The organism is Sphingobium sp. CFD-1 (assembly GCF_024611115.1).
GTDB classification, from domain to species: Bacteria; Pseudomonadota; Alphaproteobacteria; order Sphingomonadales; family Sphingomonadaceae; genus Sphingobium; species Sphingobium baderi_A.
In genome coordinates, this window is sequence record NZ_CP084398.1 from 2,958,688 (window position 1) to 2,983,312 (window position 24,625).

Below are 24,625 nucleotides of genomic sequence, written 5' to 3' on the forward strand. Positions count from 1 at the left end.
TTGGGCGGATCAGGCCGCTATGTCGTAAGGACGAATTTCCCCGGCCAGATAGAGATTGCGCGCCTTTGAACGACTGAGCTTGCCCGAACTGGTGCGCGGCAGGGTGCGCGGCGGCACCAGTTCAACCACGCAGTTCATCCCGGTGATGGCGCGGACCCGTTCGCGAATCTGGTCGCGCAGGCGTGAACGCTCCTCATTGTCCGACGTGCGGCAATGGACCAGCACGGCGGGCGCTTCCTCCCCACCCGGCGTGGTGATCGCGAAGGCGGCGATATCGCCCTGCTTGAAACCGGGCAATTGCTCCACCGCCCATTCGATATCCTGCGGCCAGTGGTTCTTGCCGTTGATGATGATCATGTCCTTGGCGCGGCCGACGATATAGAGATAGCCGTCGCTGAGATATCCCATGTCGCCGGTGTCCAGCCATCCGTCGACCATGCAGGCATCAGTCGCTTCCTGATCGCGGAAATAGCCGACCATCAGCGACGGGCCGGTGGTCCATACCTTGCCGATCTGGCGCTCCTTGAGCAGGCCGCCATCCTCGTCGCGGATCTCCACCACCATGTCGCGCGCGGGCTTGCCGCAATTGACGATGGAACGGAAGCGCTGCGGCCGGCCTTCGGTCGCATCCCCGCCCGACAGGTCGGTTTCCTCGACCAGCTCGACGATGATGCCCTCGCCCGGCGGCATGATGGTGACGGCCAGCGTCGCTTCGGCAAGGCCATAGCTGGGCAGAAACGCCCTGGGGCTGAAACCCGCATCGCCGAATGCGTCGACGAAGCTTTGCATCACGTCGGGGCGGATCATGTCCGCGCCATTGCCCGCCAAGCGCCAGCGCGACAGGTCGAAGCGGTCGGCGGCCTTGGTCTGGCTCGACATGCGGCGCGCGCAGATGTCGTAGCCGAAGGTCGGCGAATAGCTGATCGACGTACCTTCATTGCGGCTGATGAGGTCCAGCCACGCCAGCGGGCGACGGGCGAAATCCTCGGTCTTCATATAATCGGTCGACACCTGGTTGGCGACGATCGACAGGAAGCAGCCGACCAGCCCCATGTCATGATACCAGGGCAGCCAGCTGATGCAGCGGTCGCTGTCCTGCAACTGCATGCCATGGCTGTGCGCGGCAAGATTGCTGAGCAGCGCATGATGCGTCACCGCGACGCCATGGGGAAAGCGGGTCGAACCGCTGCTATATTGCAGATAGCAGATTTCCGCGCCGGTCGCCTGCGGCAGATTGCAGGGCGCGGCTTCGCGGGCGATGAAATCCTCAAAGGCGATGCTTTCGACATTGCGAAGCCGTCCGCCTTCGCCCGCCATCTCCTCCAGTTCCCTGGGGAAGAGGAACAGCATCGGATCACAGCTCGTCAATTGGACGACAAGCTGGTCTATATAGCTTTCCTTGCCGCCGAAGCTGGTCGGCAACGGCAATGGCACCGGCCAGGCGCCCGCATAGACGATGCCGAAGAAAAGCTGCGCGAAATCCGGGCCCGTTTCCGCGACCAGCGCGATGCGGTCCTGCGGCTTGACGCCATGGGCGATCAGGCGGCGGGCGCAGGCCAGGGCATCTTCCCGCAGCTCCGCAAAGGGATAGGGGCGCGCCAGATTGCCGCGCGCATCATGAAAATTCATGCCGCGCCCGCCCTGCGCCGCATAATCCAGCGCCTCGCCCAGCGTCTCGAAATCCGAGAAGCGGCGGGGCAGATCATCGGTCGTTGGCGTCGATGCCATCATGCTTTGCGAACCCGTCATATTGGTGTCACCCAATGTCATATTTGTCATATCCGCAGCGCCGCTATCAGCTTTGCAGCGATGTTGCACCGGATAGTTACGTTCCAGCCTGAGCTTTTAGCGCACAAGACGCGGTAAAATTCCGGCCCGACTGTGGCATAAAGATGGCGTGTAGCGCATGAAGGCCATCGCATGACCGGCAAACGCCCCCGCCCACCGCTTGATGACGACGCCCTGCGCGAAATGGCGTTGCGTTATGTCGGCCGTTTCGCGACGAGCCGGGCGAAGCTGACCGCCTATCTCGGCCGCAAGATCAGGGAACGGGGTTGGGGCGGCGAAAATCCCGCCGACCCGCAAGCGCTGACCGAACGGCTGGCCGCGCTGGGCTATATCGATGATGGCAGCTATGCGGTGATGAAAAGCGCGGCTCTTGCGCGGCGCGGCTATGGCGCGCGGCGCGTGGACGAAAGCCTGCGCGCGGCGGGCATTTCCGACGACGATCGATCCGAAGCCGATGCCCGGACGCATGCCGAAGCATGGGCTTCGGCCGAACGCTTTGCCCGGCGCAAGCGGATCGGCCCCTTCGCGGCCGAGCAGCCCGATCCAAAGCTGCGCGAGAAATGGATGGCGGCCTTTATGCGCGCGGGCCATGGTCATCGCCTTGCCCGCCGCTGGATCGACGCGCCTCCGGGCGAACCCCCGGAAGATGAAGGTTAATCCCCTCCCCTCGTCGCGCCGTTCGCGCTAGACAGGGCGTATGCGTCGTCCCTTTACCATTGCCGCCCTGCTGCTGCTCGCCGCCTGCTCGTCTCATGCTGATCCCAAGGCAGGGAATGCAAGTCAGGCGGCCGTCTCAAAGAGCGCGCTCCTCCCCCTCGTCATCCGTAGCGCGAAGGGCAACCACCGCTTCGACGTGGAAGTCGCGCTGAGCCCGGAGGACCAAGCACAGGGGCTGATGTTCCGCAAATCGCTGGAGGCGGATACGGGAATGCTGTTCCCCATGGAGCCGCCCCGCACGGCGAGCTTCTGGATGAAGGACACGCTAATCCCGCTCGACATGCTCTTCATCCATACAGATGGCACGATCGCCTTCATCAAGGCGCAGGCGGAACCCTATTCGCGCGAGCCGGTGTCGGCGGGCGTCCCGGTGGCCGCCGTGCTCGAACTGCGCGGCGGACGCGCGGCGGAACTGGGGATCAAGGAAGGGGATCGCGTCCACTGGGGCCATTGCGCCGCGCCCGACGCACCGGTCCATGAAACGGACGCGCGCCTGAATTTCTGTCCCGCTTCCTGACCGGAGCCGCACAAGCGCCTTGCCAAGCGGCCGCCCCAGCGGCTAAGCGCTTGCCCCATGGGAATCCTTGGCAAGATCTTCACCTGGTGGAACGGCGCCACCATCGGCACCTCGCTCTTCACGGCCCGCAAGGGGACAAAGGTCGGCGAGGACCATCAGGGCAATGTCTATTATGAAGGCGGCGTCGACCCGAACGGCCTGATCCGCCGCTGGGTGATCTATAACGGTCCCAATGATTCGAGCCGCGTGCCCGCCGAATGGCATGGCTGGCTGCATCATTCGATCGAAGGTGCGCCGGAAAGCTTCCTGCCGCCGCCGCGCATCTGGGAACGCGACTTCACGCCCAATGCGACGGGCACCGTCAACGCCTATCGCCCGTCCGGCGCACTGGAAAAGGGCGGTCATCGCCAGAAGGCGACCGGCGATTATGAGGCATGGAGCCCCGAAGCGTCATGACCCCGCGCCCGGTGGGGGGCATCCGGTCGATCCTGACTGGCGCGTCCGTGCTCGCCTGCACCCTGATGCTGGCCGGATGCGGCGGCGACGACATGCCGACCGCCAACCAGTCCGGGCCGGTCAAGATCCAGAACAGCCCGATCCGCAGCAGCGATTCATCCGCCCTGCCCGGCACGCCCATGGCGGAACGGGTCGCGGTGGTGGGCCTGCTCAACAAGCGCAACGGCCTCACCCGCGATCTTCAGATGAAGCCGGGCGAGGCGCTGCGCGTAGGCGATGCGATCGTGCGGCTCCAGGCCTGCGAAACGACCGCCCCTTGGGAAAATGTGCAGGAAACCGGCGCTTTCGTTCAACTCGACATACGCAGCAGCGCGGATGGAAAATGGCGGCGCGCCTTTTCCGGCTGGCTGTTCCGCGAACGGCCCGACCGCAATGTGGTGCAGCATCCGGTCTATGACGTCTGGGTCAAAAGCTGCGCGATGGCGTGGCCGGAGACGGGGCCTGATACGGTGAAAGCGGGAGCCAAAGGCGAATCCGTTTCCTCCGCCAGCCCCGACAATGGATCAAACGCCAGTTCCGCCGCCGCGCCCGAACCGGCGGAGAGCACCGAACGGCCTTCGCCCAGCGGGACATCGGCCACCGCGTCGCCCAATAACTGAAGATAGTTTTGCTGGCTGATTTCGGCAGCACCCAATGAATGCAGATGATCGGTCATGAACTGGCAGTCCAGCAGGGTGAAACCGCCAAAGCGCATCCGCGCCACCAGCCAGGCCAGGGCGACCTTTGACGCGTCCGTGCGGCGGGACACCATGCTTTCGCCGAAAAAGGCGCGGCCTAGCGCCACGCCATAAAGGCCGCCGACCAGTTCCTCCCCCTCCCACACCTCCACCGAATGGGCGAAGCGCAGTTCATGGAGATGGCGATAGCCTTGCTCGATGGGACCGTTGATCCATGTGGAGGGGCGATCTGCCGCCGCTTCCGCGCAAAGCGTCACGATGGCGGGGAAAGCCCGGTTGGCGGTCACGCGAAAGCGGTCGCGGCGGAGAGTTTTGGCCAGCGAATGGGACAGGTGAAAGCCGTCCAGCGGCAAGATGGCGCGCTTCTTCGGTTCTACCCAATAGATATCCTCGGCATGGCGGTCGTCCGACATGGGGAATACCCCAAGAGCATAGGCCTGCAACAACAGCAAAGGATCGATCATCATCACCCCGGAATTAGCAGAGGTCGGGGGAAACATGAATGGAATAGCGAAGCGGAGAGTTTTGGGGTTGGTGATTATATTGCTTGCAAAATGCTCCGACGGGATGACCGATTTGGGTGGGGAGCGGACTGTCCGCTATTCCCATCTCCGTTCGCCCTGAACGAATCGAAGGGCAAGGCCGACCATAGGGAGGTCTCTTCGCTTTGCTCAGTGGAAGGCCCTTCGACGCCGCCTGCGGCGTCGTTCAGGACAGGCTTCGACTTCGCTCAGCCCGAACGGATGTGGGTTGTCCGCCATTGGCCAAAGGCGGCCATTGGGCCAGGACTGTTTGCAAATGATATAAACCCTTTTCGGTCAGGGTTGGGATAGTCGATAGGAAATGGGGTTAACATACTGACATGATGCGTATTTATGGAAATATCCTGCTTGCGGTGATGGCGCTTGCTATGGGAACTGAGGCTGTTTCGGCGCAAGCAAGCCTAGCGGAGAATGGCGTGCATCCACCCGCGCAGGAGAGCGCGGCGTGGACGGGCCATTATTATCTGCAGGGCGTGATGGAGACGGGATCGGAACTGCAGTTGCAGGCCGATGGACATTTTCAGTGGTATCTGGTCGTGGGCGCGCTCGATCTGTTCGCGGAGGGACGTTGGGAGGCGAAGGACGGCAATGTCGTCCTGACTGCCGTGCCAAGCAAGGATGTGCCCCAACCCGCGTTCGAAACGATGACGCTGCGGCAGGAGGACAGGCGACTGCTCCCCGGCGAGCCGCTGGGCCGGGGCGCCTATGTCAGGCCGGAGCGGGGCGGCGATTGACTTGGGGCGGGCGGGCAATAGGCTGCCATGTTTATGAAACATCTTCGCCTTGCGGCGCTGCCGCTGCTGTTCGCCGCCCTGCTCCCTTCCGCCCGCGCCGCGCCCGATCCTTATGCGGCGCGGATCGCAAAGGTGCTGAAAGCCACGCCGCTGATCGACGGGCATAATGACTGGCCGGAGGCTCTGGCCGATAAGGCGGGCGACGCAAGATGGTCGATGGACCTGCGCCACCTCGACCCCAAAATCTATCATACCGACATCGAAAGGCTGCGCGCGGGCGGGATTGGCGGGCAATTCTGGTCGGTCTGGGTATCGGCGGAAAAGCCCGAACTGCAACAGGTCAAGGATACGCTGGAGCAGATCGAGTTCGTCCACAGCCTCGCCCGGCGCTATCCAGGCCAGTTCCAGCTCGTCACCACGGCGGCGGCCGTGCGCGCGGCGCACAAGGCGGGGCGGATCGCTTCCTTGATCGGGGTCGAGGGCGGCGGACAGATTGACGGCAGCATGGCCGTGCTGCGCGCCTATCGCGATCTCGGCGCGGCCTATCTGACGCTCACCCATTCGCGCACGATCGCCTGGGCGGACAGCGCGACGGACAATCCGCAGCATGAGGGCCTCACCGCCTTTGGCGAGGCGGTGGTGCGGGAAATCAACCGGCTGGGGATGCTGGTCGACCTCAGCCATGTGAGCGAGGGGACGATGCTGGACGCGCTGCGGGTGAGCCGGGCGCCGGTGATATTCTCCCACTCCAATGCGCGGGCGCTGTGCAATACGTCGCGCAACGTGTCGGATGCGGTGCTACGGGAAGTGGCGAAAAATGGCGGCGTGGTGATGGTGAACTTCGCCGCGCAATATGTGTCGGAAGCGCGGCGGGTGTGGAATGCGGACCGCAGCGCGGAAATCGCGCGCAACAACGCACCGCCCTTTGGCGGGCTGCATATCGGCGATCCCGAAGCGGCGAAACAGGCGCTTGCCGCATGGGAAAAAACGCATCCTGAGCCGGTAACGACCATCGGCGAGGTTGCCGACCATGTGGCGCATATCGCCAGGGTCGCGGGCGTCGATCATGTGGGGATCGGCAGCGACTTCGACGGGGTGAGCGCCCTGCCGCAGGGACTGGGCGGGGTGGATCGCTATCCCGCGCTGTTGGCGGAGTTGATGCGGCGCGGGTGGAGCGACGCGGATATCGCGAAGCTGGCGGGCGGCAATGTGCTGCGCGTCATGGCGGCGGCGGAACAGGTCGCGGCCGGGATGAAGGGCGAGCCGGAAGGCAATGCGTCGGTGGAAGGGCTGGACAAGCCGAAGACGTGAGGCGCCGGAGGGGTTGAGGCGCTCATCCGTTTTTCCGCGCTTTCCCCGGACATGAGAGGGGCCGCCGAGCAACGCCCGACGGCCCGTCATTGACATGGTCAGCGGCCGTGAGTGCCGCCCAAAAGGTGACGTTGTTCGCGCTTGTCGTCCGGACAGAGACGGCCTGTGTGTCGGCGCTCTAAAGTCTCTGATGCCCGAAAAGGTCGACGCCCTTGGCGTCTCTCAGCGGCGCGTTCCCCGAATGGACTTGACCGACCCCATTGCTGAACCATGAGACATCGGATCACCTCCTTTCGCTTGTTGAAGCCCGCGTGGCTGTTTCGAACCTTGTCCGAAGATGGCCACGAAGCGATTAGTGAATCAGACGGAGCGAAGGATCAAGGCTTGTAATATTCTTTTTTCGAATCATACTTGTTCGTCTGCGCCAAAAAGGCCGACAATGGGCGGAAGCGCGGAAAACTCCCGAAAATCATCCAAATCACATCGCACGGCGCGGACGGGTCAGCGCGCCGGCCTCATCCGAGGGAATGAAGTCGTTTGCCGCACGGCTTTTGGGGCGGTTTGGCGCAGGCCGAATGCCACCCATTTTACCCTTTTGCTTTCTGAAACCGCCCTAGCCGCGACAATCCTCTATCACGCGGGATATTTCCGCCCAATTGGGCAGGATCAGGGGCGCAAGGCCCGTCACTTCCACCGCGAACTTGCCGCGGCTGTAAGCGATCTGGTCGAGCGCCGGATCGCTGGCGGCGCGCGTGGCGACAGTCTGCGGCGCAGCGCCGGACGCGCCTGAAGCGGGCCACGCCATCGCGCCATAGCTGGTGCGGATCGTCATGCTGCCTTGCGCCGCGCCGGGTCGCGTGACGCTGATCCGCCGGGTCGCCGGGTCGCAGCGCAGGATGAGCAGCGGCGCGGCCGGACTGCTGCCATAGCGGGCCGCCGTTCCGCCCGCTTCAGGACCATAAGTCCAATTGCCGGCCGCCACGGGCCGGTCGTGCCATTCCATGGATGCGGGCGCGGGCGCCGGTTCGGGCGCTGGCGCCGGCAAGGGTTGCGGCGGCGCGGGTTGCGCGGACTGCTGCGGCGGCGCGACGCAGGAAGCCAGCAGGACAAGGACAGGCGCAGCGGCGGCGAAGGACGGGAAGGAACGCATGATGCTTCCATGCCCCACCCCGCCGGATCGCTCAACACAAAAGGGGCGGGACGCGGCGGATAGAGCGGCTGGCGCGGCATTGGCCCGGCGCTGATCGACGACAGGCGATATTGGTCGAGCGGAGCTTTGCGTCGCGGCGCGAATCCGCCTATGACAGGCTTCACGATGCCAGCACCAAGGACACCCATGAAATCGGCTTTTCTGCAGGGCGCGGTCGCGCTCGGGGCGCTTGCCCTCATTCCCGCCACCACGGCCGCCCTCGCCGATGCCGACGCCAGCAGCTACAAGGCGCTCGACGAATTCATGGACGTGTTCCAGAAGGTCCGCACCGACTATGTCGAGAAGGTCGACGATGAAAAGCTCATCAAGGGCGCGATCGACGGGATGCTGGCCAGCCTCGATCCGCACAGCAGCTTCCTGGACGCGCGGGATTTCCAGAATCTGCGGACGCAGACCGAAGGCAGCTATGGCGGGCTGGGCCTGTCCGTCACGCAGGAGGATGGCGCGGTCAAGGTGATAGCGCCGACGCAGGACACCCCGGCCTGGCGCGCCGGGATCAAGGCGGGCGACTATATCACCCATCTGGACGGGCAGCTTATCTATGGCGGCACGCTGGACGAAGCGGTGGACAAGATGCGCGGCGCGCCGGGCACGCAGATCAAGCTGACCATCGTGCGCCCCGGCCGCGACAAGCCCATCGACCTGACCCTGACGCGCGAGATCATTCAGTTGAAGCCCGTGAAATGGGAAGTGAAGAACGGCGTCGGCATCATCAACATCGTCAGCTTTTCCGCCAATACCGGCGCAGACGTGCGGCAGGCGATCCGCAGCATCGACACGTCGCTGGGGCATAAGCCGACCGGCTATATCCTCGATCTGCGTTCCAATCCGGGCGGGTTGCTGGATGAGGCGGTGGCGGTGAGCGATTCTTTCCTGGAGCGCGGCGAAATCGTATCGCAGCGCGGCCGGGCGAAGAGCGACATCGAACGCTATTACGCCAAGCCCGGCGACGATGCGAAGGGGCTGCCGGTTATCGTGCTGGTGGACGCGGGTTCGGCTTCGGCCTCGGAGATCGTGGCGGGCGCGCTCCAGGACCAGCATCGCGCGCTGGTGATGGGCGAGCGCAGCTTCGGCAAGGGCAGCGTGCAGACCATGCTGCCGCTGTCGAACACGACCGCGCTCAAGCTGACGACGGCGCGCTATTATACGCCTTCGGGCCGGTCCGTGCAGGAAGGCGGGATCGAGCCGGACATCAAGGTGCCGCAGCTTTCCGACCCGGACTATAAGAACCGCCCCAAATTCCGCGAGAGCGACCTGCGCCGTCACCTCATCAACGAGATCAAGACGGACAATGCCGCGCTGGAGGAGGATATCAAGGACGATCCCCGCTTCACCGCGACGGCGGAGGAATTGAAGAAGAAGGGGATCGAGGATTTCCAGCTCGATTATGCGCTCAAGACGATCTCCCGGCTGGCGTCCACGCCCCATGCGGCGATCGTGCAGAGCGCAGCGGTGAGGAAACCCGCGAGCCGGTAAAGACGACCTGATGTGCGCGGCATGGCGCCGTCGCGTCATGCCGTCCTCGTCCTTGATTCTATCGGGCCAGGAGACGGTTTCGGACGGCTTGATCGCCCTGCCCCTCACTTGGGATCGGCGCTGATTTTCAATCCCGTGAAGCGCGCGGCGAAGGCGTAGCTGTCGGCATATTCGTCGATCAGCTTATCGATCGGCTTACCCGCGCCATGGCCCGCCCGACTTTCCACGCGCAGCAGGCGGGGCCGCTCACCCAGATCTGCGGCTTGGAGTGCGGCGGCATATTTGAAGCTGTGCGCGGGGACGACCCGGTCGTCAGTGTCCGCCGTCGTCACCAATATGGCGGGGTAATCCCTGCCGCCCCGGATGTTGTGATAGGGCGAATAGCCGTAGAGCAGGTGGAAATCCGCTTCATTGTCCGGCGATCCATAATCGTCCACCCAATAACGCCCGGCGGTGAAGCGGTTGAAGCGCAGCATGTCCATCACCCCCACGGCGGGCAGCGCGGCGGCGAACAGGTCGGGACGCTGGTTCACCACCGCGCCGACCAGCAGGCCGCCATTGGAGCGCCCCTCGATCGCGAGGCCGTCCTGCGGGGTGAAGCCATTGGCTTTCAGATATTCGGCGGCGGCGATGAAATCGTCAAAGACATTCTGCTTGTTGGCAAGGCGGCCCGCATCGTGCCATGCCTTGCCATATTCGCCCCCGCCGCGCAGTGCCGCGATGGCATAGGCCCCGCCCTGCTCCAGCCACGCCATGCGCGTAGCCGAATAGCCGGGCGTCAGCGTGATGTTGAAACCACCATAGCCGTAAAGGATCGTCGGCACGGCAATGGCGTGATCGGCCAGTGTCTTCTTGCGGATGATGGTGAGGGGGATCAGCGTGCCATCCTTTGACGGATAGCTGCGTTGTTCGACGCCATAATCATCCGGGTCGAAGGGCAGGTCCGGCAAGGCGAAGGGCTGGATTTGCCGGGTCGCCGTGTCGAAGCGGTAGATACCCGGCGGCCGCGTAAAGCCGGAAAAGCTGAAGAAGGTTTCGGGGTCGCCGTCCCGCCCGCTAAAGCCCGCCGCCGTGCCCATGCCCGGCAGCGGCACGTCGCCGACGCGGCGGCCATCCAGTTCCACCATCTCCGCGACCGTCTGCGCGTCGTTCAGATAGGCGAGGATCAGGCGGTTGCCGACCAGCGATGCGCCCGCCAGCGTGTCACTGCGTTCGGGGATGACTTCTCGCGGCCTCCTGCGCGGATGCCGGGCGTCGAGGGAGACGAGGCGGAAATGCGCCGCACGATTGTCGGTGATGAAATAGAGCAGCGATCCCCTGCTGCCAATCAGCCGCCAGTCATTGTCGAGGCCCCGGATCAGGGTACGAAGCTTCGGCGGGCCGCCGTCGAGTGCGGCGATATGCAGTTCGCGGCGGGAATCGATGCCCTGGAAGGAACTGACGATCAGCCATTGTCCGTCACTCGTCACCTGCGCGCTGTGGCTCAGCGTCGGGCGCGCAGGCGTGGCGTAGACGATCTGGTCCTGCGCCGGATCAGTGCCGAGGCGGTGGTAGCGGACCTGCTGATTTTCACTGGCGGAGCGATAGGTCTGGCCGTCTGCCGGCGCGGCGAAACAGGAGTAGAAAAAGCCCTCACCCCGGCCATCCCACGCCAGCTGGGAGAATTTGACCCAGGGGATGCTGTCGGACAGCCGCTTGCCGGTGGCGACATCCAACACCCTGAGCGTCCGCCAATCGCTACCCGCCTCCTGCACGGCGTAGAGCAGCCAGCGGCCATCGGGCGAGGGCTGCCATTCGGCAAGCGCGCTGGCGCCGTCTTCCGCCCAGCCATTGGGGTCGAGCAGGAGCCGTTCCTTGCCGCCGAGGCCTTCGCGGACATAGAGGGGGGTCTGATTCTGAAGACCCTTGTTATAGCCGTAGAAATAGAGGCTGCCCGCCTTGCGCGGGACAGTGTAGCGGCCATGGGCGAAAAGCGCCTGCATGCGTTTGCGTAGAATATCGCGGCCGGGAAGCGCATCGATAGTGCGACGGGTCAGCGCGTTTTCACGGGCGACCCAGTCGCGGACGGCAGGGTCGGTCCGCAGGTCGTTTTCCAGCCAGCGGTAGGGATCGGCGACCTTCACGCCGAAATGGTCCTCCACCCGATCCTCTCGCGAAGCGACGGGATAGGAGAGGCCGCGCGCGGCCGTATCGAAGGTCGAGGGGCTGGAACCGGCGCGAAGGGGACCGGCCGCCAGCAGCAGAAGCAGCGACAGGGTTAGGCCGACTGCCCTGGGGGCGCGAAGCAGGGACATCCTCTCGACTCGGGTCACATAAGAAACAGGCCGCGGTTTCATGCGAAACCACGGCCTGTCCGTAACGCTATCATGCGCCGCCGGAAAGCGGCTTGATATTATGCGGCTTCCAGCTCGTCCGCGTCGGCGCTCTGGACTGGACCGGAATCCTTGCCCTTGGCATCAACGTCGCGGTCGACCAGTTCGATGATCGCGATCGGCGCGGCGTCCGAAGCCCGGAAACCGGCCTTGATGACGCGGGTATAGCCGCCATTGCGATCCTTGTAACGCTCGGCCAGAACTTCGAAGAGCTTGGTGAGCTGCGTGTCGTCCTGAAGGCGGGCATGGGCCAGACGGCGGTTCGACAAGCCACCCTTCTTGGCGAGGGTGATGAGCTTTTCGACGTAGGGACGCAGTTCCTTCGCCTTGGGCGTGGTGGTCAGAATCTGCTCATGCTTGATGAGCGAAGCCGCGAGGTTGCGGAGCAGCGCATTACGATGCCCGGCGCTGCGCTGCAGCTTGCGATGACCGATCTTGTGACGCATTTTGTCTTCCTTCGTTCGTTAAGGGGCCGTTTCAGGTACCCCAGACCAGGCACAGTTAAGGTCGTGCCCATCACCTTGGTCCGTTCGTTTCGCGCTTGCCGTTTCTCGACTTCACTTCGAAACGAACGGGAGATCGGTTTTAGCCGAGCAGCTCCTGTTCGAGCTTCTTGGCCATTTCCTCGATATTTTCCGGCGGCCAGCCGGGGATGTCCATGCCCAGACGCAGACCCATGGACGACAACACTTCCTTGATTTCGTTCAGCGACTTGCGGCCGAAATTGGGGGTACGCAGCATCTCCGCTTCGGTCTTCTGAACCAGATCGCCGATATAGATGATGTTGTCGTTCTTGAGACAGTTGGCCGAACGGACCGACAGTTCCAGTTCGTCCACCTTCTTGAGCAGGTAGCGGTTGATCTGGTTCGCGTCGCTTTCACTGTCGCCCGACGAAGCAGAAGCCGTGCCGGCAGCCGGAGCGGCGGTCGGCAGCGCATCCTCGAAGTGGACGAAGAGCTGGAGCTGGTCCTGAAGGATGCGCGCGGCATAAGCCACCGCGTCTTCCGGGGTAACGGTGCCGTCGGTTTCAAGCGTCAGCGACAGCTTGTCATAGTCCAGTTCCTGGCCGACGCGGGTATTGTCGACCTTGTAGGCGACCTGACGCACCGGCGAGTAGAGCGCATCGACCGGAATGAGGCCGATCGGCGCGTCGGCCGGACGGTTGGCGACAGCCGGGACATAGCCCTTGCCGACGTCAGCGGTCAGTTCCATGTTCAACGTCGCGCCCTGGTCGAGGTGGCAGATGACCAGATCGGGGTTCATCACTTCGATGTCGCCGACAACGGCGATGTCGCCGGCCTTCACTTCAGCCGGGCCAGTGGCGGAAAGCTGGAGCCGCTTGGGGCCATCGCCTTCCATCTTCAGTGCGATCTGCTTCACGTTCAGAACGATGTCCGTCACATCCTCGCGCACGCCGGCGAGCGAGGAAAATTCGTGCAGGACGTTCTCGATCTTGATGGACGTGACCGCCGCACCCTGAAGCGACGAAAGAAGAACCCGCCGCAGCGCGTTGCCGAGCGTCAGGCCGAAACCACGCTCAAGCGGCTCGGCGACGAAAGTCGCCTTGCGCTTGCCGTCGCCGGAAGCCTTGATCTCCAGCGCGTTGGGCTTCTTCAATTCCTGCCAGTTCTTCATGTTGACAGTCATGTAATTCCCCTGGGGATGGGGCCGAAACGCTCAATCCTGGACCCAACAGGACGTTTCGACCGATGCAAATGGGTGAACGGGCAGCGCGTCCGCCGCCCGCCGATAAACCGTCGCGTCGAAATCAGACGCGGCGGCGCTTGGACGGACGCACGCCATTATGCGGGATCGGCGTGACGTCACGGATCGAGGTGATGTGGAAGCCCACGGCCTGCAATGCGCGCAGGGCCGATTCACGGCCCGAACCGGGGCCCTTCACTTCGACTTCGAGGGTGCGGACGCCATGTTCGGCGGCCTTGCGGCCCGCATCTTCCGCGCACACCTGCGCGGCATAGGGGGTCGACTTGCGGCTGCCCTTGAAGCCCATCATACCGGCCGAGGACCAGCTGATCGCATTGCCCTGGGCGTCTGTGATGGTGACCATGGTGTTGTTGAAGCTGGCGTTGACGTGCGCCACGCCCGCCGAGATGTTCTTGCGCTCGCGCCGTTTGATGCGCTGGGGTTCGCGTGCCATTTTCGCTCTATCCTACTGAAATCGTTGAATGGAGAAGTCGCCGGAGGGCCATGCCGAGACAGGCCCTCAACGATTACTTCTTCTTGCCGGCGATCGGCTTCGCCTTGCCCTTGCGGGTGCGCGCATTGGTATGCGTGCGCTGACCGCGAACCGGCAGCCCCTTACGGTGACGCAGGCCGCGATAGCAGGCCAGGTCCATCAGGCGCTTGATGTTCATCGCGGTTTCGCGGCGCAGATCGCCTTCGACCGTGAGGTCGGCGTCGATCGCTTCGCGGATCTGGAGGACTTCGGCGTCCGACAGGTCCTGAACGCGACGGCTGTGGTCGATGCCCAGCTTGTCGGCGATGTCGACGGCGGTCTTGCGACCGATGCCGTGAATGTAGGTGAGCGCGATGATCACGCGCTTGTTGGTCGGGATGTTGACACCCGCAATACGTGCCATGGTAATCTGTTCTCCTGCTCCACAGGGCGGTTGGCGCCACCCTATCTCAAAGCGTCCGGGCCAAAGCTCCCTGGCTCAGGAGCGATGACCATGTTACTACCCCAAGACGCAAAAAAGACGGCCAGTGCTTCTGCACTGCCGCTCACCAGCGTGTCGGGATGCGCGCGCTCTAGCGAGTCGGGCCGAAACTGTCAATATCGGCCCGCCGCATGACGGGGATGTTCAGCCTTCCGACAGCCTGCCGCTGCTAGGGAACGGCGCATCCTATCGGAAAGGTCCGAACATATGAAGAAGAGTCGGTGGATGACGGGATCGCTGGTCGGCCTGGCCCTGATCGGGGCCAGCATGTCCCCGGCGGAGGCGCGTCCCCGTTATGGCCATGGCGGCTGGGGCGGCGACCGCTGGCATCACCGGCATGGCGACGGATTCGGCGTGGGCGACGCGATCGGCGTGGCGGCGCTGATCGGCGCAGTGGCAGTCGTCGCGTCCTCCATGGCGAAGGACAAGAAAGCCGCGCGGGCTTCCGGTCCCGACGGCGAGCGCGCCTATGACGACGACAGCTACGACGCGCCGCCGCCCGCCAACGGCACGGATTATGGCGCGGATCGGCGGGACGAAGATTTTTCGGATGTGGCCGATGTAAACCGGCAGGATGACGCACAGATGAGCGACGCCTGCGCCGTGGCGGCGCGGGACGAGGCGCAGGCGCAGGCGCAGGGCGGCTATGCCGAGGTGCGCCATATGGAGGCGCCCCGGGCGACGGGCAACGGCTATAATATAGACGGCGATGTCGAGACGCGCGCAAGCTGGAGCGCCAGCAGCGGGACGACGCGCCGCTTCACCTGTTCGATGCGGGACGGGCGCGTGGCGGAGGTCTATCTGAGCCGCGACGTGGCCATGCAATAAACCAGCCATTCCCTTCCGGGGGAGGCCTGGCTTAAGAAGCGGTCATGCGGCGCTATGATTTCCCCCGACACGTGATGGCGATGGGCCTTGCGGCGCTGGCGGGTTTCATCGACGCGCTGGGGTTTCTGAAGCTGGGCGGGCTGTTCGTATCCTTCATGAGCGGCAATTCGACGCGGCTGGCCGTTGGGCTGGCCAACGGAACCAGCGTGGCGCTGACGGCGGCGGGGCTGATCGGCGCCTTTGTCGGCGGCGTGCTGGCCGGCGCGCTGCTCGCGCGGGTGGCAGGACAGTGGCGCAAGCAGGCGGTGCTGGGGCTTGTCACGCTGCTGCTGGGGGTTGGCGGGATGCTGACGGTCATGGGCCATGCGGGCAACGGCCTCACGCTGCTGATGGCGGCGGCCATGGGCGCGGTGAACAATGTGTTCCAGCGCAATGGCGAAGTCAGCATCGGCGTCACCTATATGACGGGCGCGCTGGTCAAGCTGGGGCAGGCGCTGGCGGCGGCGTTGACCGGCGGCCCACGCCTTGGCTGGCTGCCCTATCTGCTGCTGTGGCTGGGGCTGATGACGGGCGCGGTGGCGGGGGCCGCGCTGTTTCCCGTCATGGACCTGCGGGCATTGTGGATCGCCTGCGCCTTCTCGGCGCTGCTGCTGGCGTGGAGCGTTCGCATGGGGCCGCTGCCGATGGCTTCGCGCTTGGCTTAAAGACTGGTTGGGCCTAGGGACCATCCGCCATGCCCGTTGTCCCCTCCCCCCGCCATCGCGCCGCCATCGCGTTCATTCTGATAACGGCGCTGCTCGATGTCATGTCGATGGGGATCGTCATTCCGGTCCTGCCGGAGCTGATCGAGACGTTGACCGGCTCCACCAGCGAGGCGAGCCTGTGGAACGGCGTGTTCGTGGCGCTGTGGGCGGGCATGCAGTTCCTGTGCTCGCCGGTGATCGGATCGCTGTCCGACCGCTATGGGCGGCGGCCGGTGATCCTGATTTCGGTCGCGGGGCTGGCGATCGACTATGTGCTGATGGCGCTGGCGCCGGACCTGTGGTGGCTGGCGCTGGGGCGGATATTGGCAGGCGTCACTTCGTCCAGCTTCACCTCCACCTTCGCCTATATGGCGGACATCACGCCGCCCGAGGAGCGCGCGCGGGGATATGGCCTGATCGGCGCGGCGTTCAGCGCGGGCTTTGTCGCCGGGCCGCTGGTCGGCGGGGTGCTGGGCGAGATTTCGCTGCGCGCGCCATTCTGGGCGGCGGCGGCGCTGTCGGCCATGGCGTTTTGCTATGGGCTGTTCGTGCTGCCCGAATCGCTGCCGCCTGAAAAGCGCATGACCTTTTCGTGGACGCGCGCCAATCCGTTCGGCGCGCTCAAGCTGCTGCGGTCGCATCCGGAATTGTCGAGCCTCGCCATCGTCAACTTCCTCCTCTATTTCGCGCATCATCTCTTTTCGGCGGTGTTCGTGCTTTATGCCGGGGACCGCTATGGCTGGAGCGCATGGCAGGTGGGAACGCTGCTGGCGCTGGTCGGCCTGCTCGACATGGGCGTGCAGGGGATGCTGGTGGGCCCGGTGGTGAAGCGGCTGGGCGACCGCACGACCATGGTGATCGGCCTTGCCTTCGGCGCCGTCGGCATATTGGCGATGGGGCTGGCGAGCAATGGCTGGCTGTTCATCGCGGCGATGTTCCCTAATGCGCTGTGGGGCCTGGCCATGCCGACGATCCAGTCGCTGATGACGCAGCGCGTGTCGGAAACCGAACAGGGGCAGCTTCAAGGCGCGAACAACAGCGTCGGGAGCATTGCCGGAATCGCTTCGCCGCTGTTCTTCGGCTGGGTCTATTCGGTGTCGATCGGACCGCAGCCTGCCCTGCCCTTCATCGGCAGCGCCTTCGTCATCGGGGCGGTGGTGCTGGGCGGCGCGGCTGTGATGGGATGGCTGGCCGGGCGCGGCGGCCATGCGCCTTTGCTGGACAAGGACGGCATAGCGCACTAACCGCGCGGCATCCCATTCCCCCGGTCAAAGCAAAGGCGATTCGATGACGCTGCCCCTTCAGGATTCCATCCTTATCGTGGACTTCGGCAGCCAGGTGACGCAGCTCATCGCGCGCCGCGTCCGTGAAGCCGGTGTCTATTCCGAGATCGCGCCCTTCAACAGCGCCGACGAAGCGTTCAAGCGGCTGAAGCCCAAGGGCATCATCCTGTCGGGCGGCCCCTCCTCCGTCATGTGGGAGGACAGCCCGCGCGCGCCGCAGCATTTCTTTGAGGCGGGCATCCCGATCCTGGGCATCTGCTACGGCCAGCAGACGATGATGCATCAGATGGGCGGCACCGTCGAAGGCGGCGAGAGCGGCGAGTTCGGTCGCGCCTTCATCGAGGTGAAGAAGGGCTGCGCGCTGTTCGACGGCCTTTGGAACGAAGGCGAGCGGCATCAGGTGTGGATGAGCCATGGCGACAAGGTGACGAGCCTCGCGCCCGGTTTCGAGGTCGTGGCGGTGAGCGAAGGCGCGCCCTATGCCATCACCGCTAACGAGGAGAAGCGCTTCTACGCCACGCAGTTCCACCCGGAGGTCGTGCACACGCCTGACGGCGCCAAGCTGCTTGCCAATTTCGTGCGCCATGTCTGTGGCCTCGCGGGCGACTGGACCATGGCGGAGTTCCGCGCCACCAAGATCGCCGACATCCGGGCGCAGGTGGGCGACGGGCGCGTCATCTGCGGCCTTTCGGGCGGCGTCGACAGCGCAGTGGCGGCCGTGCTGATCCATGAGGCGATCGGCGATCAGCTGACCTGCGTGTTCGTCGACCATGGCCTGATGCGGCTGGGCGAGGCGGAGCAGGTCGTCAGCCTGTTCCGCGAGCATTATGGCATCAAGCTGGTCCATGTGAATGCGGAGGAACGCTTCCTTGGCGGCCTCGCGGGCCTGACCGACCCTGAAAAGAAGCGCAAGTTCATCGGCGGCGAGTTCATCGCGGTGTTCGAGGAAGAGGCGAAGGCGGTCGGCGGGGCGGACTTCCTAGCGCAGGGGACGCTCTATCCCGACGTGATCGAGAGCGTGAGCTTCACCGGCGGGCCGAGCGTCACGATCAAGAGCCACCATAATGTCGGCGGCCTGCCCGAACGCATGAACATGAAGCTGGTCGAGCCCTTGCGCGAACTGTTCAAGGACGAAGTGCGCGTGCTGGGCCGGGAACTGGGCTTGCCGGAGATTTTCGTCGGGCGGCACCCCTTCCCCGGTCCGGGTCTGGCGATCCGTATCCCCGGTGAGGTCAGCAAGGAGCGCTGCGACATATTACGTAAAGCGGACGCCATCTATCTGGAGGAAATCCGCAATGCGGGCCTCTATGACGCTATCTGGCAGGCTTTCGCGGTGCTGCTGCCGGTGCGGACCGTGGGCGTGATGGGCGACCATCGCACCTATGACAGCGTCTGCGCGCTGCGGGCCGTGACATCGACCGACGGGATGACGGCGGACATCTATCCCTTCGACGCGGCCTTCCTGAGCCGGGTCGCGACGCGGATCATCAATGAGGTCAAAGGCATCAACCGGGTCGTCTACGACTATACCTCGAAGCCGCCGGGCACGATCGAGTGGGAATGATTTCATTGGGGTGATGGCAGTATCTGCTCAGCCCCAAAAAAGCTGATCCATGTCGCCGACGATGGTGTGGAGTTAAAGCGAGGCGCTAATCCACCCATACCGCCTTTCGACGTGGTTTCCCCGGTTATGCGAGCGCCTCCGCTTTGCGGCGCTGTTGCGCTTCAAACATCGTCGCTGCCATAAGCGCCGCCTTCATTCTCCATCCGATCAAGCGCCCTTGCATCCTTCGCCGTGAATTTGAGGCGAACGCCAACGCCGCCATCCGCATCTTCCGGCAGGAAGACCGCGCCTCCCAATTCCAGCACTTTTCGCAGGCGCAGACTGGCATCGGCGTCAAACATTCCCGCGCCGGTTTCAAAAGCCAACAGATCCTCGCCGCTCAAATCGGCTTTCCGCGCGACATATTCACGGGGCCATTGCACCAAAATCCTGGCCGCGCGCGCTTGAGGTCCGGTGATCGTCATGCCCATTCTCCCGTTCCTTATGGCATCTGCCGCGTCGTCAGTATCTTGACCGGCTGCTCCAGCATCTGCCCCTTCATCACGCCTTCGCCCGCTGTCGGCGATTTGGGCGCGGCGAGGATGGTCTTCACCACGTCCATCCCCTCGACCACATGGGCGAAGACAGCAAAGCCCTGATTGTCGCCGGGCGCTTCGGGATGCGCGTCCATCGCGGGCATCTGACCCAACACGATGAAGAAATCCCCGGTCGCACTGCCCGGCGCATAACGCGCCATGGAGAGTGCCCCGTCGTCATGGGTGAGGCCGGTCTGCGTGGTCGGCTCATGCTTGATGGGCGGCAGGATGCGGCCCGGATCATTCTGCGCGCCGCCCTGCACGAAGCCATAGTCCGCGGCCCCGACGCCGCGATAGAAGGATGTGCCGTCGAACCGCTTCTGATCGACATAGCGCAGGAAATTGGCGGCCGTGACAGGCGCTTTGTCTTCATGCACGGCGATTACGATCCGCCCCGCGCTGGTGTCGAGCGCAATGCGGACATCGGCAGGCGGCGCGCTTTCCGGCGGCTGCGCCAAGCCGGGCGTGACGGCAAGAAGCGCGAGGATGAGCAGGGCGAGGGATCGAATCATGATGATCCGAGCCTAAACCAACGGCCGCGCCTTTGTAATCGTCGATCCAGACCCTTTTCTTTACCGATTGGAAAGCGTTGCGGGGCGAAATGCGTCGCCAAAGAGGTGGCGCACGATGTTGAAACGGATCAAAACGGATGAAGTGAAGCTGGGCATGTTCCTCCACAAGATGGAAGGATCATGGTTCTCGCATCCCTTCTGGCGCAGCAGGATGCTGCTGGACGATCCCGATCAGCTGGAAGAACTCAGGGCCAGCAAGGTCGAATGGGTGCAGATCGACACCGCGCGCGGGATCGGCCCGGCGCCTGAAGCCGCACCCACGCCCCGTTCCTTCCAGCCCGCCGAAAAAGACGTGAACGAGCGTCTGTTCGGACGCACCAGCGCGCAGGGCGTGACAATCATACGCCGCCATCCGGCCCGGCCCGCCGCCGCGCCGCAGAGCTTCGATCCGCTGTCCAAGGACAGGCTGCCGCTGCAAGCCGAAATGGCCCACGCCAGCAAGCTGGCGCGCAAGGCCAGCCGGGCGATGCGGAAGGTCTTCGACGATGCGCGGCTGGGCAAGGCGATCAAGTTCAACCGGCTGCAGCCGATGATCGAGGAGATTTCCAGTTCGGTCCAGCGCAACCCCCACGCCTTCATGGCGGTGACGCGGCTCAAGAACAGCAGCGAATATCTCTACATGCATTCGCTTTCGGTCTGCGCCCTGATGATAAGCCTGGCGCAGCAGCTCCGGCTCCGTCCCGAACAGATCCAGGAAGCGGGTCTTGCCGGTCTGCTGATGGATGTCGGCATGGGCCATGTGCCGCAGGAAACGTGGGACAAGGGCGCACCGCTGACGCCGGAAGAGTGGCAGGTGATCAAAAGCCACACGACGCTGGCGCATGAGTTCCTGACATTGGGCGGCGAAATGCCCGAAACGGTGCTGGACGTATGCCTGCATCATCATGAACGCATGGACGGCAGCGGCTATCCGCATGGGCTGGTTGGGGAAGAGATCAGCCTGTTTTCCCGCATGGCCGCGATCTGCGACACGTATGACGCGATGACGTCGGACCGCGTTCACCGGCAGGGGCAGGATCCGGCCGACGCCCTGCTCAACATCGACCAGGCCCATATGCTCTACGATCCGGAGATTTTCGCGGCGTTCCAGCAGGCCGTGGGCATTTATCCCATCGGATCGCTGGTGCGGCTGCGTAACCATCGCCTCGCCATCGTGATCGACCAGAATCCCGACGATCTGACGCTGCCCAAAGTCCGCCCCTTCTACTCGCTGCGGACGCGGACATTCGAAAATGCTCCCGACATCGACCTCAGCCGCTGCTTCGGCAGCGACCAGATCGTCTCACGCGAAACGCCTGCGGCATGGGAGATCGCCGATTGGCCCGCGGTCAGCGCCAAATTGCTCGCGCAGGAAAACTGAGCCGAAACCGGGCAAAAGCGCCGCCGCCAAAGGATCATCATAATGGCGGAGCGAACGGGAGCCAGGCCCCCGTCCGCTCCGCCACCCCCCTTCAGCCCTCCAACTGCCGTTGCAGCGCGCGTATGTCCGCGTCGATATCGGGGTTGCTCTGCCGCAGTTCCTCAATGGTCCGCACCGCATGGATGACCGTGCTATGATCCCGCCCGCCGAAGATACGGCCGATTTCGGGCAGTGAGCGCGGCGTCATCTTCTTCGCCAGATACATGGCTACCTGACGGGGACGGGCCACGGCGCGCGCGCGCCGCTTGGAGCGCATCTCCGCCGGATCGATCCGGTAATGGGCGGCGCACGCCTTCTGAATTTCATCCACGGTGATGCGGCGGACATTGGCGCGCACCGCGTCGGCCAGCATCCCCTGCGCGAATTCCAGGTCGATCGACCGGCCGGTGAGTTGGCCATAGGCGACCAGCTTGTTGAAGGCGCCTTCCAGCTCGCGGACATTGGAGCGAATCGAGCGGGCGAGGAAATCGATCACCGCATCGGGCACCGGCGGGTCGCCAGCAACCACCCGCTTGCCTTCCAATATCGCGAGGCGCAGGCCGAGATCGGCGGGCTGGATGTCGGCGACCAGACCGCCCGCAAGACGCGAGAGGATGCGTGGGTCGATGCCGTCCAGCATCTGAGGCGCGCGGTCAGCGGTGATGATGATGCGCGCGCCCGCATCGATCAGGTCGTTGATCGTGTGGAGGAATTCCTCCTGCGTCGATCCCTTCCCCGCGATGAACTGAATGTCGTCGATCAGCAGCAGCCGCGCCGCGCGCAGCCGGGCCTTGAACGCCATGCTCTCATTGGCGCGCATGGCGTTCACGAACTCCATCATGAACCGCTCCGCCGACATATAGAGCACCTGCGCCGACGGTGAATGCGCGGAAAAAGCCGCGGCTGCCGCATGGAGCAGGTGCGTCTTGCCCTGTCCGGTGCCGCCATGCAGGAACAGCGGCGTGAAACGCGGCTGCTCCACCGACGCCATGGCCTGCGCCGCCGAAAAGGCGAAGCGGTTGGAGTCGCCGGTCACGAACTGGTCGAAGCTGTGACGGGGCTGGAAATTGGAAGCGGGCGCGCTTTCCTCCACCGACGCGTCGCATGCCGCCTCTGCGTCATGCGAATCGCGAACGATCTGGAGCAGACGCGGGCCCGTCGAATCGGGTGCCCGCAGCAGGCGGACTTCCCGCACGCCCACATTGGCGGAACGCCACGCCATGCGGAGCCGGTCACCAAACTGGCCCGACACGAAGTTCGCGCTGAAATCGGAAGCGAATAGCAGGTCGATCGTCTGCGAATCGGGGCAATAAACCCCAAGGCGCGCCGGCTTGAGCCACTGATCGAAAAGGCGCGCACCAATGTCGCGGCGCAAACCCGCGCGGATTACGGCCCAGGCGGACTCCAGACGGGCGTCATTCCCTTCCGTCTGCCCCTCCCGTTCATCCACCGCTGCGTTATCCTTTATCAAAATGCCGCCCCCTTAGCGTCCCCCGCGCTGCCAGAAATGACGACACAAAAAGCCTTTCCGGAAAAGCCTCGCTTTTCCAGGCGTTCTCGTCCCACACAACAACTAGCAACGACCCGCCGAAAACGATTCGATCAGCGGCCAGAGGGAGAAAATAGACAGGCCTTCTCCGCCGGATCAAGGGCCGGGTGGTTCAAAAAAATGAAATAAAGACGTTGACTCAGCAAAGCCGCCAAAAATCCGAAATATGGATTTTTCACCTATATTTCATAATCTTAATTCATGGATTTTTTGCCGCAGTGCGTCGAATCGGTGGAAATCCGCCAATCCCGAAATGTGACAATGGGATAAAAGCCACATGAAAAAAGCCCACCCCGGACTTTGCCGGAGCAGGCTCTTGAAATGTCGAAGCCGAAAGGTTCAGCCGAGCGCGCTGACAGCCTTGGTCAGGCGGCCGAACTTGCGGGCGGCGGTGTTCTTGTGCAGCACGCCGCGGGCAACGCCGCGCGCGAGTTCGGGCTGAACGGTCTGAAGCGCGGTCGCGGCGGCCGTCTTGTCGCCGGCGACGATGGCAGCTTCCACCTTCTTCACCAGGGTGCGGATCCGGCTGATGCGGGCGCCATTGATTTCGGCGCGGCGCGCGTTGCGGCGGATGCGCTTCTTGGCTTGCGGCGTATTGGCCATTCTTGTCCTCGGCTTGCAAATCTCGTGAAAGAACCGCCCGGAATCGCCCTGGCGGCTCGTGAAGGCTGGCCCCTTACAGGGATTGAAGCATAGCGTCAACCAATGCGGTCACGCTATTTCTGGCATTTCGGGCAGTAAAAGGTCGATCGTCCGCCGTCCACGCGCCTCTCTACCACGCCGCCGCACGGGCAGGTTTCCCCTTCCCGGCCATAGACGCGCCATTGTTTGGAAAAATAGCCCAGCTCGCCGTCGGGCCGCGCATAATCACGCAGGGTGGAACCGCCCGCCACGATGGCGGCGGAGAGGACTGCGCGAATCGATTCGACCAGCAGGGCAAGGCGCGGACGCGTGATCTTCCCCGCCGTGCGAGTCGGCGCGATGCCCGCCATGTTCAGCGCCTCGCACACATAGATGTTGCCAAGGCCCGCGACGATCCGCTGGTCGAGCAGCGCGGCTTTGATCGACGTCGCCTTGCCCTCCAGCGCCCGCGCCAGCGTGGCGGGCGTGAAATCCGGCCCCAGCGGCTCAGGCCCCATACGGGTGAAGGGGGCATAATCCTCCCAAGCCTCGCTCCGCACCAGATCGAGCGAACCGAAGCGGCGCGGATCGTTGAGCGAAAGCAGCCGTCCAGCCCCTGTCTCGATCAGCAGATGATCATGCGCGCCGATTTCCGCCGGATCGATCCGCCAGCGTCCCGACATGCCGAGGTGGAAGATGAGCGTGTCGCCCCTGTCGGTGCCGATCAGGCCATATTTGGCGCGGCGCGACAGGGTGGTGACGGTCGCGCCGGTCAGCCTCTGGCGCAGATCCACGGGGATCGGGAAGCGCAGGTCCGCGCGGCGCGGCTCCACGCGCACCAGCATCGCGCCTTCAAGCACGGCGCGCAGGCCCGCGACGGTGGTTTCGACTTCGGGAAGTTCAGGCATGATGCCCTGTCTAGCGATGCGCGGACGATAATCCCAGCTTCACGG

At 64.1% G+C, this 24,625-nt stretch carries 24 protein-coding genes and 1 pseudogene; 12 read left to right on the forward strand and 13 right to left on the reverse strand.

Annotation, left to right across the window (positions count from 1 at the left end; all coding sequences use genetic code 11):
- Nucleotides 1–9: 9 nt before the first annotated feature.
- Nucleotides 10–1,770, reverse strand: coding sequence for a fatty acyl-AMP ligase (locus tag LDB26_RS14905; RefSeq protein WP_062068169.1), 1,761 nt, complete (start codon nt 1,768–1,770; stop codon nt 10–12).
- A gap of 150 nt (nt 1,771–1,920) precedes the next feature.
- Here LDB26_RS14905 and LDB26_RS14910 point away from each other — a divergent pair, with 150 nt between their 5' ends.
- The 4 genes and pseudogenes from LDB26_RS14910 to LDB26_RS21545 all read left to right on the forward strand — a co-directional run.
- Nucleotides 1,921–2,445: a regulatory protein RecX gene (locus tag LDB26_RS14910; RefSeq protein WP_062068171.1), complete on the forward strand. Its 525-nt coding sequence runs from the start codon at nt 1,921–1,923 to the stop codon at nt 2,443–2,445.
- Nucleotides 2,446–2,485: 40 nt separating this feature from the next.
- Nucleotides 2,486–3,022, forward strand: coding sequence for a DUF192 domain-containing protein (locus tag LDB26_RS14915; RefSeq protein WP_257539035.1), 537 nt, complete (start codon nt 2,486–2,488; stop codon nt 3,020–3,022).
- A 57-nt stretch (nt 3,023–3,079) separates the two neighbouring features.
- The gene (locus LDB26_RS14920; protein WP_062068174.1) at nt 3,080–3,478 is read left to right on the forward strand and encodes an NADH:ubiquinone oxidoreductase subunit NDUFA12; all 399 of its coding nucleotides are present in this window, start codon (nt 3,080–3,082) and stop codon (nt 3,476–3,478) included.
- Nucleotides 3,479–3,723: 245 nt separating this feature from the next.
- A pseudogene (locus LDB26_RS21545) lies at nt 3,724–3,894 on the forward strand (DUF2155 domain-containing protein); the annotation flags it as partial.
- A 35-nt stretch (nt 3,895–3,929) separates the two neighbouring features.
- Here LDB26_RS21545 and aat read toward each other — a convergent pair.
- Entirely contained in the window at nt 3,930–4,682 is a 753-nt protein-coding gene (aat, locus tag LDB26_RS14930) for a leucyl/phenylalanyl-tRNA--protein transferase (protein ID WP_306812035.1), read from the reverse strand.
- 395 nt (nt 4,683–5,077) lie between these two features.
- On the opposite strand from aat, the gene LDB26_RS14935 reads away from it, so the two are divergent.
- Together LDB26_RS14935 and LDB26_RS14940 are read left to right on the forward strand one after the other, a co-directional pair.
- Nucleotides 5,078–5,491 (forward strand): hypothetical protein, encoded by a 414-nt coding sequence (locus LDB26_RS14935; protein WP_257539037.1) that lies wholly within the window; start codon nt 5,078–5,080, stop codon nt 5,489–5,491.
- Between the two features lie 33 nt (nt 5,492–5,524).
- Nucleotides 5,525–6,802, forward strand: a complete 1,278-nt coding sequence (locus LDB26_RS14940) for a dipeptidase (protein ID WP_257539038.1) — start codon at nt 5,525–5,527, stop codon at nt 6,800–6,802.
- 613 nt (nt 6,803–7,415) lie between these two features.
- On the opposite strand, the gene LDB26_RS14945 is transcribed toward LDB26_RS14940, so the two are convergent.
- Nucleotides 7,416–7,952 carry a hypothetical protein gene (locus tag LDB26_RS14945; RefSeq protein ID WP_257539039.1) on the reverse strand — a complete coding sequence of 179 codons (537 nt, stop codon included), beginning with the start codon at nt 7,950–7,952 and terminating at the stop codon, nt 7,416–7,418.
- 186 nt (nt 7,953–8,138) lie between these two features.
- On the opposite strand from LDB26_RS14945, the gene LDB26_RS14950 reads away from it, so the two are divergent.
- Nucleotides 8,139–9,488: a S41 family peptidase gene (locus tag LDB26_RS14950; RefSeq protein ID WP_257539040.1), complete on the forward strand. Its 1,350-nt coding sequence runs from the start codon at nt 8,139–8,141 to the stop codon at nt 9,486–9,488.
- Between the two features lie 104 nt (nt 9,489–9,592).
- On the opposite strand, the gene LDB26_RS14955 is transcribed toward LDB26_RS14950, so the two are convergent.
- The 5 genes from LDB26_RS14955 to rpsM all read right to left on the reverse strand — a co-directional run bounded on the left by LDB26_RS14955 (nt 9,593) and on the right by rpsM (nt 14,460).
- On the reverse strand, nt 9,593–11,782 hold the full coding sequence (locus tag LDB26_RS14955) for a prolyl oligopeptidase family protein (protein ID WP_257539041.1): 2,190 nt from the start codon (nt 11,780–11,782) through the stop codon (nt 9,593–9,595).
- Nucleotides 11,783–11,880: 98 nt separating this feature from the next.
- On the reverse strand, nt 11,881–12,306 hold the full coding sequence (rplQ, locus tag LDB26_RS14960) for a 50S ribosomal protein L17 (RefSeq protein WP_062068186.1): 426 nt from the start codon (nt 12,304–12,306) through the stop codon (nt 11,881–11,883).
- Nucleotides 12,307–12,445: 139 nt separating this feature from the next.
- Nucleotides 12,446–13,507 carry a DNA-directed RNA polymerase subunit alpha gene (locus tag LDB26_RS14965; protein ID WP_062068188.1) on the reverse strand — a complete coding sequence of 354 codons (1,062 nt, stop codon included), beginning with the start codon at nt 13,505–13,507 and terminating at the stop codon, nt 12,446–12,448.
- 121 nt (nt 13,508–13,628) lie between these two features.
- A complete protein-coding gene (gene rpsK, locus LDB26_RS14970) occupies nt 13,629–14,018 on the reverse strand; it encodes a 30S ribosomal protein S11 (protein ID WP_004208752.1) in 390 nt (129 codons plus the stop codon).
- 73 nt (nt 14,019–14,091) lie between these two features.
- Nucleotides 14,092–14,460 carry a 30S ribosomal protein S13 gene (gene rpsM, locus LDB26_RS14975; protein ID WP_020818664.1) on the reverse strand — a complete coding sequence of 123 codons (369 nt, stop codon included), beginning with the start codon at nt 14,458–14,460 and terminating at the stop codon, nt 14,092–14,094.
- Between the two features lie 303 nt (nt 14,461–14,763).
- Here rpsM and LDB26_RS14980 point away from each other — a divergent pair, with 303 nt between their 5' ends.
- From LDB26_RS14980 to guaA, 4 genes are read left to right on the forward strand one after another with little or no spacing between them, the layout of a single operon-like run.
- Complete coding sequence (locus LDB26_RS14980) at nt 14,764–15,366, forward strand: hypothetical protein (protein ID WP_373886119.1); 603 nt, start codon at nt 14,764–14,766, stop codon at nt 15,364–15,366.
- Nucleotides 15,367–15,410: 44 nt separating this feature from the next.
- Complete coding sequence (locus tag LDB26_RS14985; protein WP_257539042.1) at nt 15,411–16,070, forward strand: YoaK family protein; 660 nt, start codon at nt 15,411–15,413, stop codon at nt 16,068–16,070.
- Nucleotides 16,071–16,099: 29 nt separating this feature from the next.
- Entirely contained in the window at nt 16,100–17,353 is a 1,254-nt protein-coding gene (locus LDB26_RS14990) for a TCR/Tet family MFS transporter (protein ID WP_257539043.1), read from the forward strand.
- Between the two features lie 43 nt (nt 17,354–17,396).
- Entirely contained in the window at nt 17,397–18,956 is a 1,560-nt protein-coding gene (gene guaA, locus LDB26_RS14995; protein WP_062068194.1) for a glutamine-hydrolyzing GMP synthase, read from the forward strand.
- A gap of 161 nt (nt 18,957–19,117) precedes the next feature.
- Here guaA and LDB26_RS15000 read toward each other — a convergent pair whose 3' ends face one another.
- Nucleotides 19,118–19,420, reverse strand: a complete 303-nt coding sequence (locus LDB26_RS15000; RefSeq protein ID WP_062069046.1) for a hypothetical protein — start codon at nt 19,418–19,420, stop codon at nt 19,118–19,120.
- Nucleotides 19,421–19,437: 17 nt separating this feature from the next.
- On the reverse strand, nt 19,438–20,043 hold the full coding sequence (locus LDB26_RS15005; protein ID WP_257539044.1) for a peptidylprolyl isomerase: 606 nt from the start codon (nt 20,041–20,043) through the stop codon (nt 19,438–19,440).
- Between the two features lie 115 nt (nt 20,044–20,158).
- Between LDB26_RS15005 and LDB26_RS15010 the strand changes: the two genes are divergently transcribed.
- Nucleotides 20,159–21,463, forward strand: a complete 1,305-nt coding sequence (locus tag LDB26_RS15010) for an HD-GYP domain-containing protein (protein ID WP_257539045.1) — start codon at nt 20,159–20,161, stop codon at nt 21,461–21,463.
- Nucleotides 21,464–21,554: 91 nt separating this feature from the next.
- Here LDB26_RS15010 and dnaA read toward each other — a convergent pair whose 3' ends face one another.
- From dnaA to mutM, 3 genes are all read right to left on the reverse strand, one after another.
- Complete coding sequence (gene dnaA / locus LDB26_RS15015) at nt 21,555–22,970, reverse strand: chromosomal replication initiator protein DnaA (RefSeq protein ID WP_257542135.1); 1,416 nt, start codon at nt 22,968–22,970, stop codon at nt 21,555–21,557.
- Nucleotides 22,971–23,390: 420 nt separating this feature from the next.
- A complete protein-coding gene (gene rpsT, locus LDB26_RS15020; protein ID WP_062060604.1) occupies nt 23,391–23,654 on the reverse strand; it encodes a 30S ribosomal protein S20 in 264 nt (87 codons plus the stop codon).
- A 113-nt stretch (nt 23,655–23,767) separates the two neighbouring features.
- Nucleotides 23,768–24,580, reverse strand: a complete 813-nt coding sequence (gene mutM, locus LDB26_RS15025; RefSeq protein ID WP_062060606.1) for a bifunctional DNA-formamidopyrimidine glycosylase/DNA-(apurinic or apyrimidinic site) lyase — start codon at nt 24,578–24,580, stop codon at nt 23,768–23,770.
- Between the last annotated feature and the right edge of the window lie 45 nt (nt 24,581–24,625).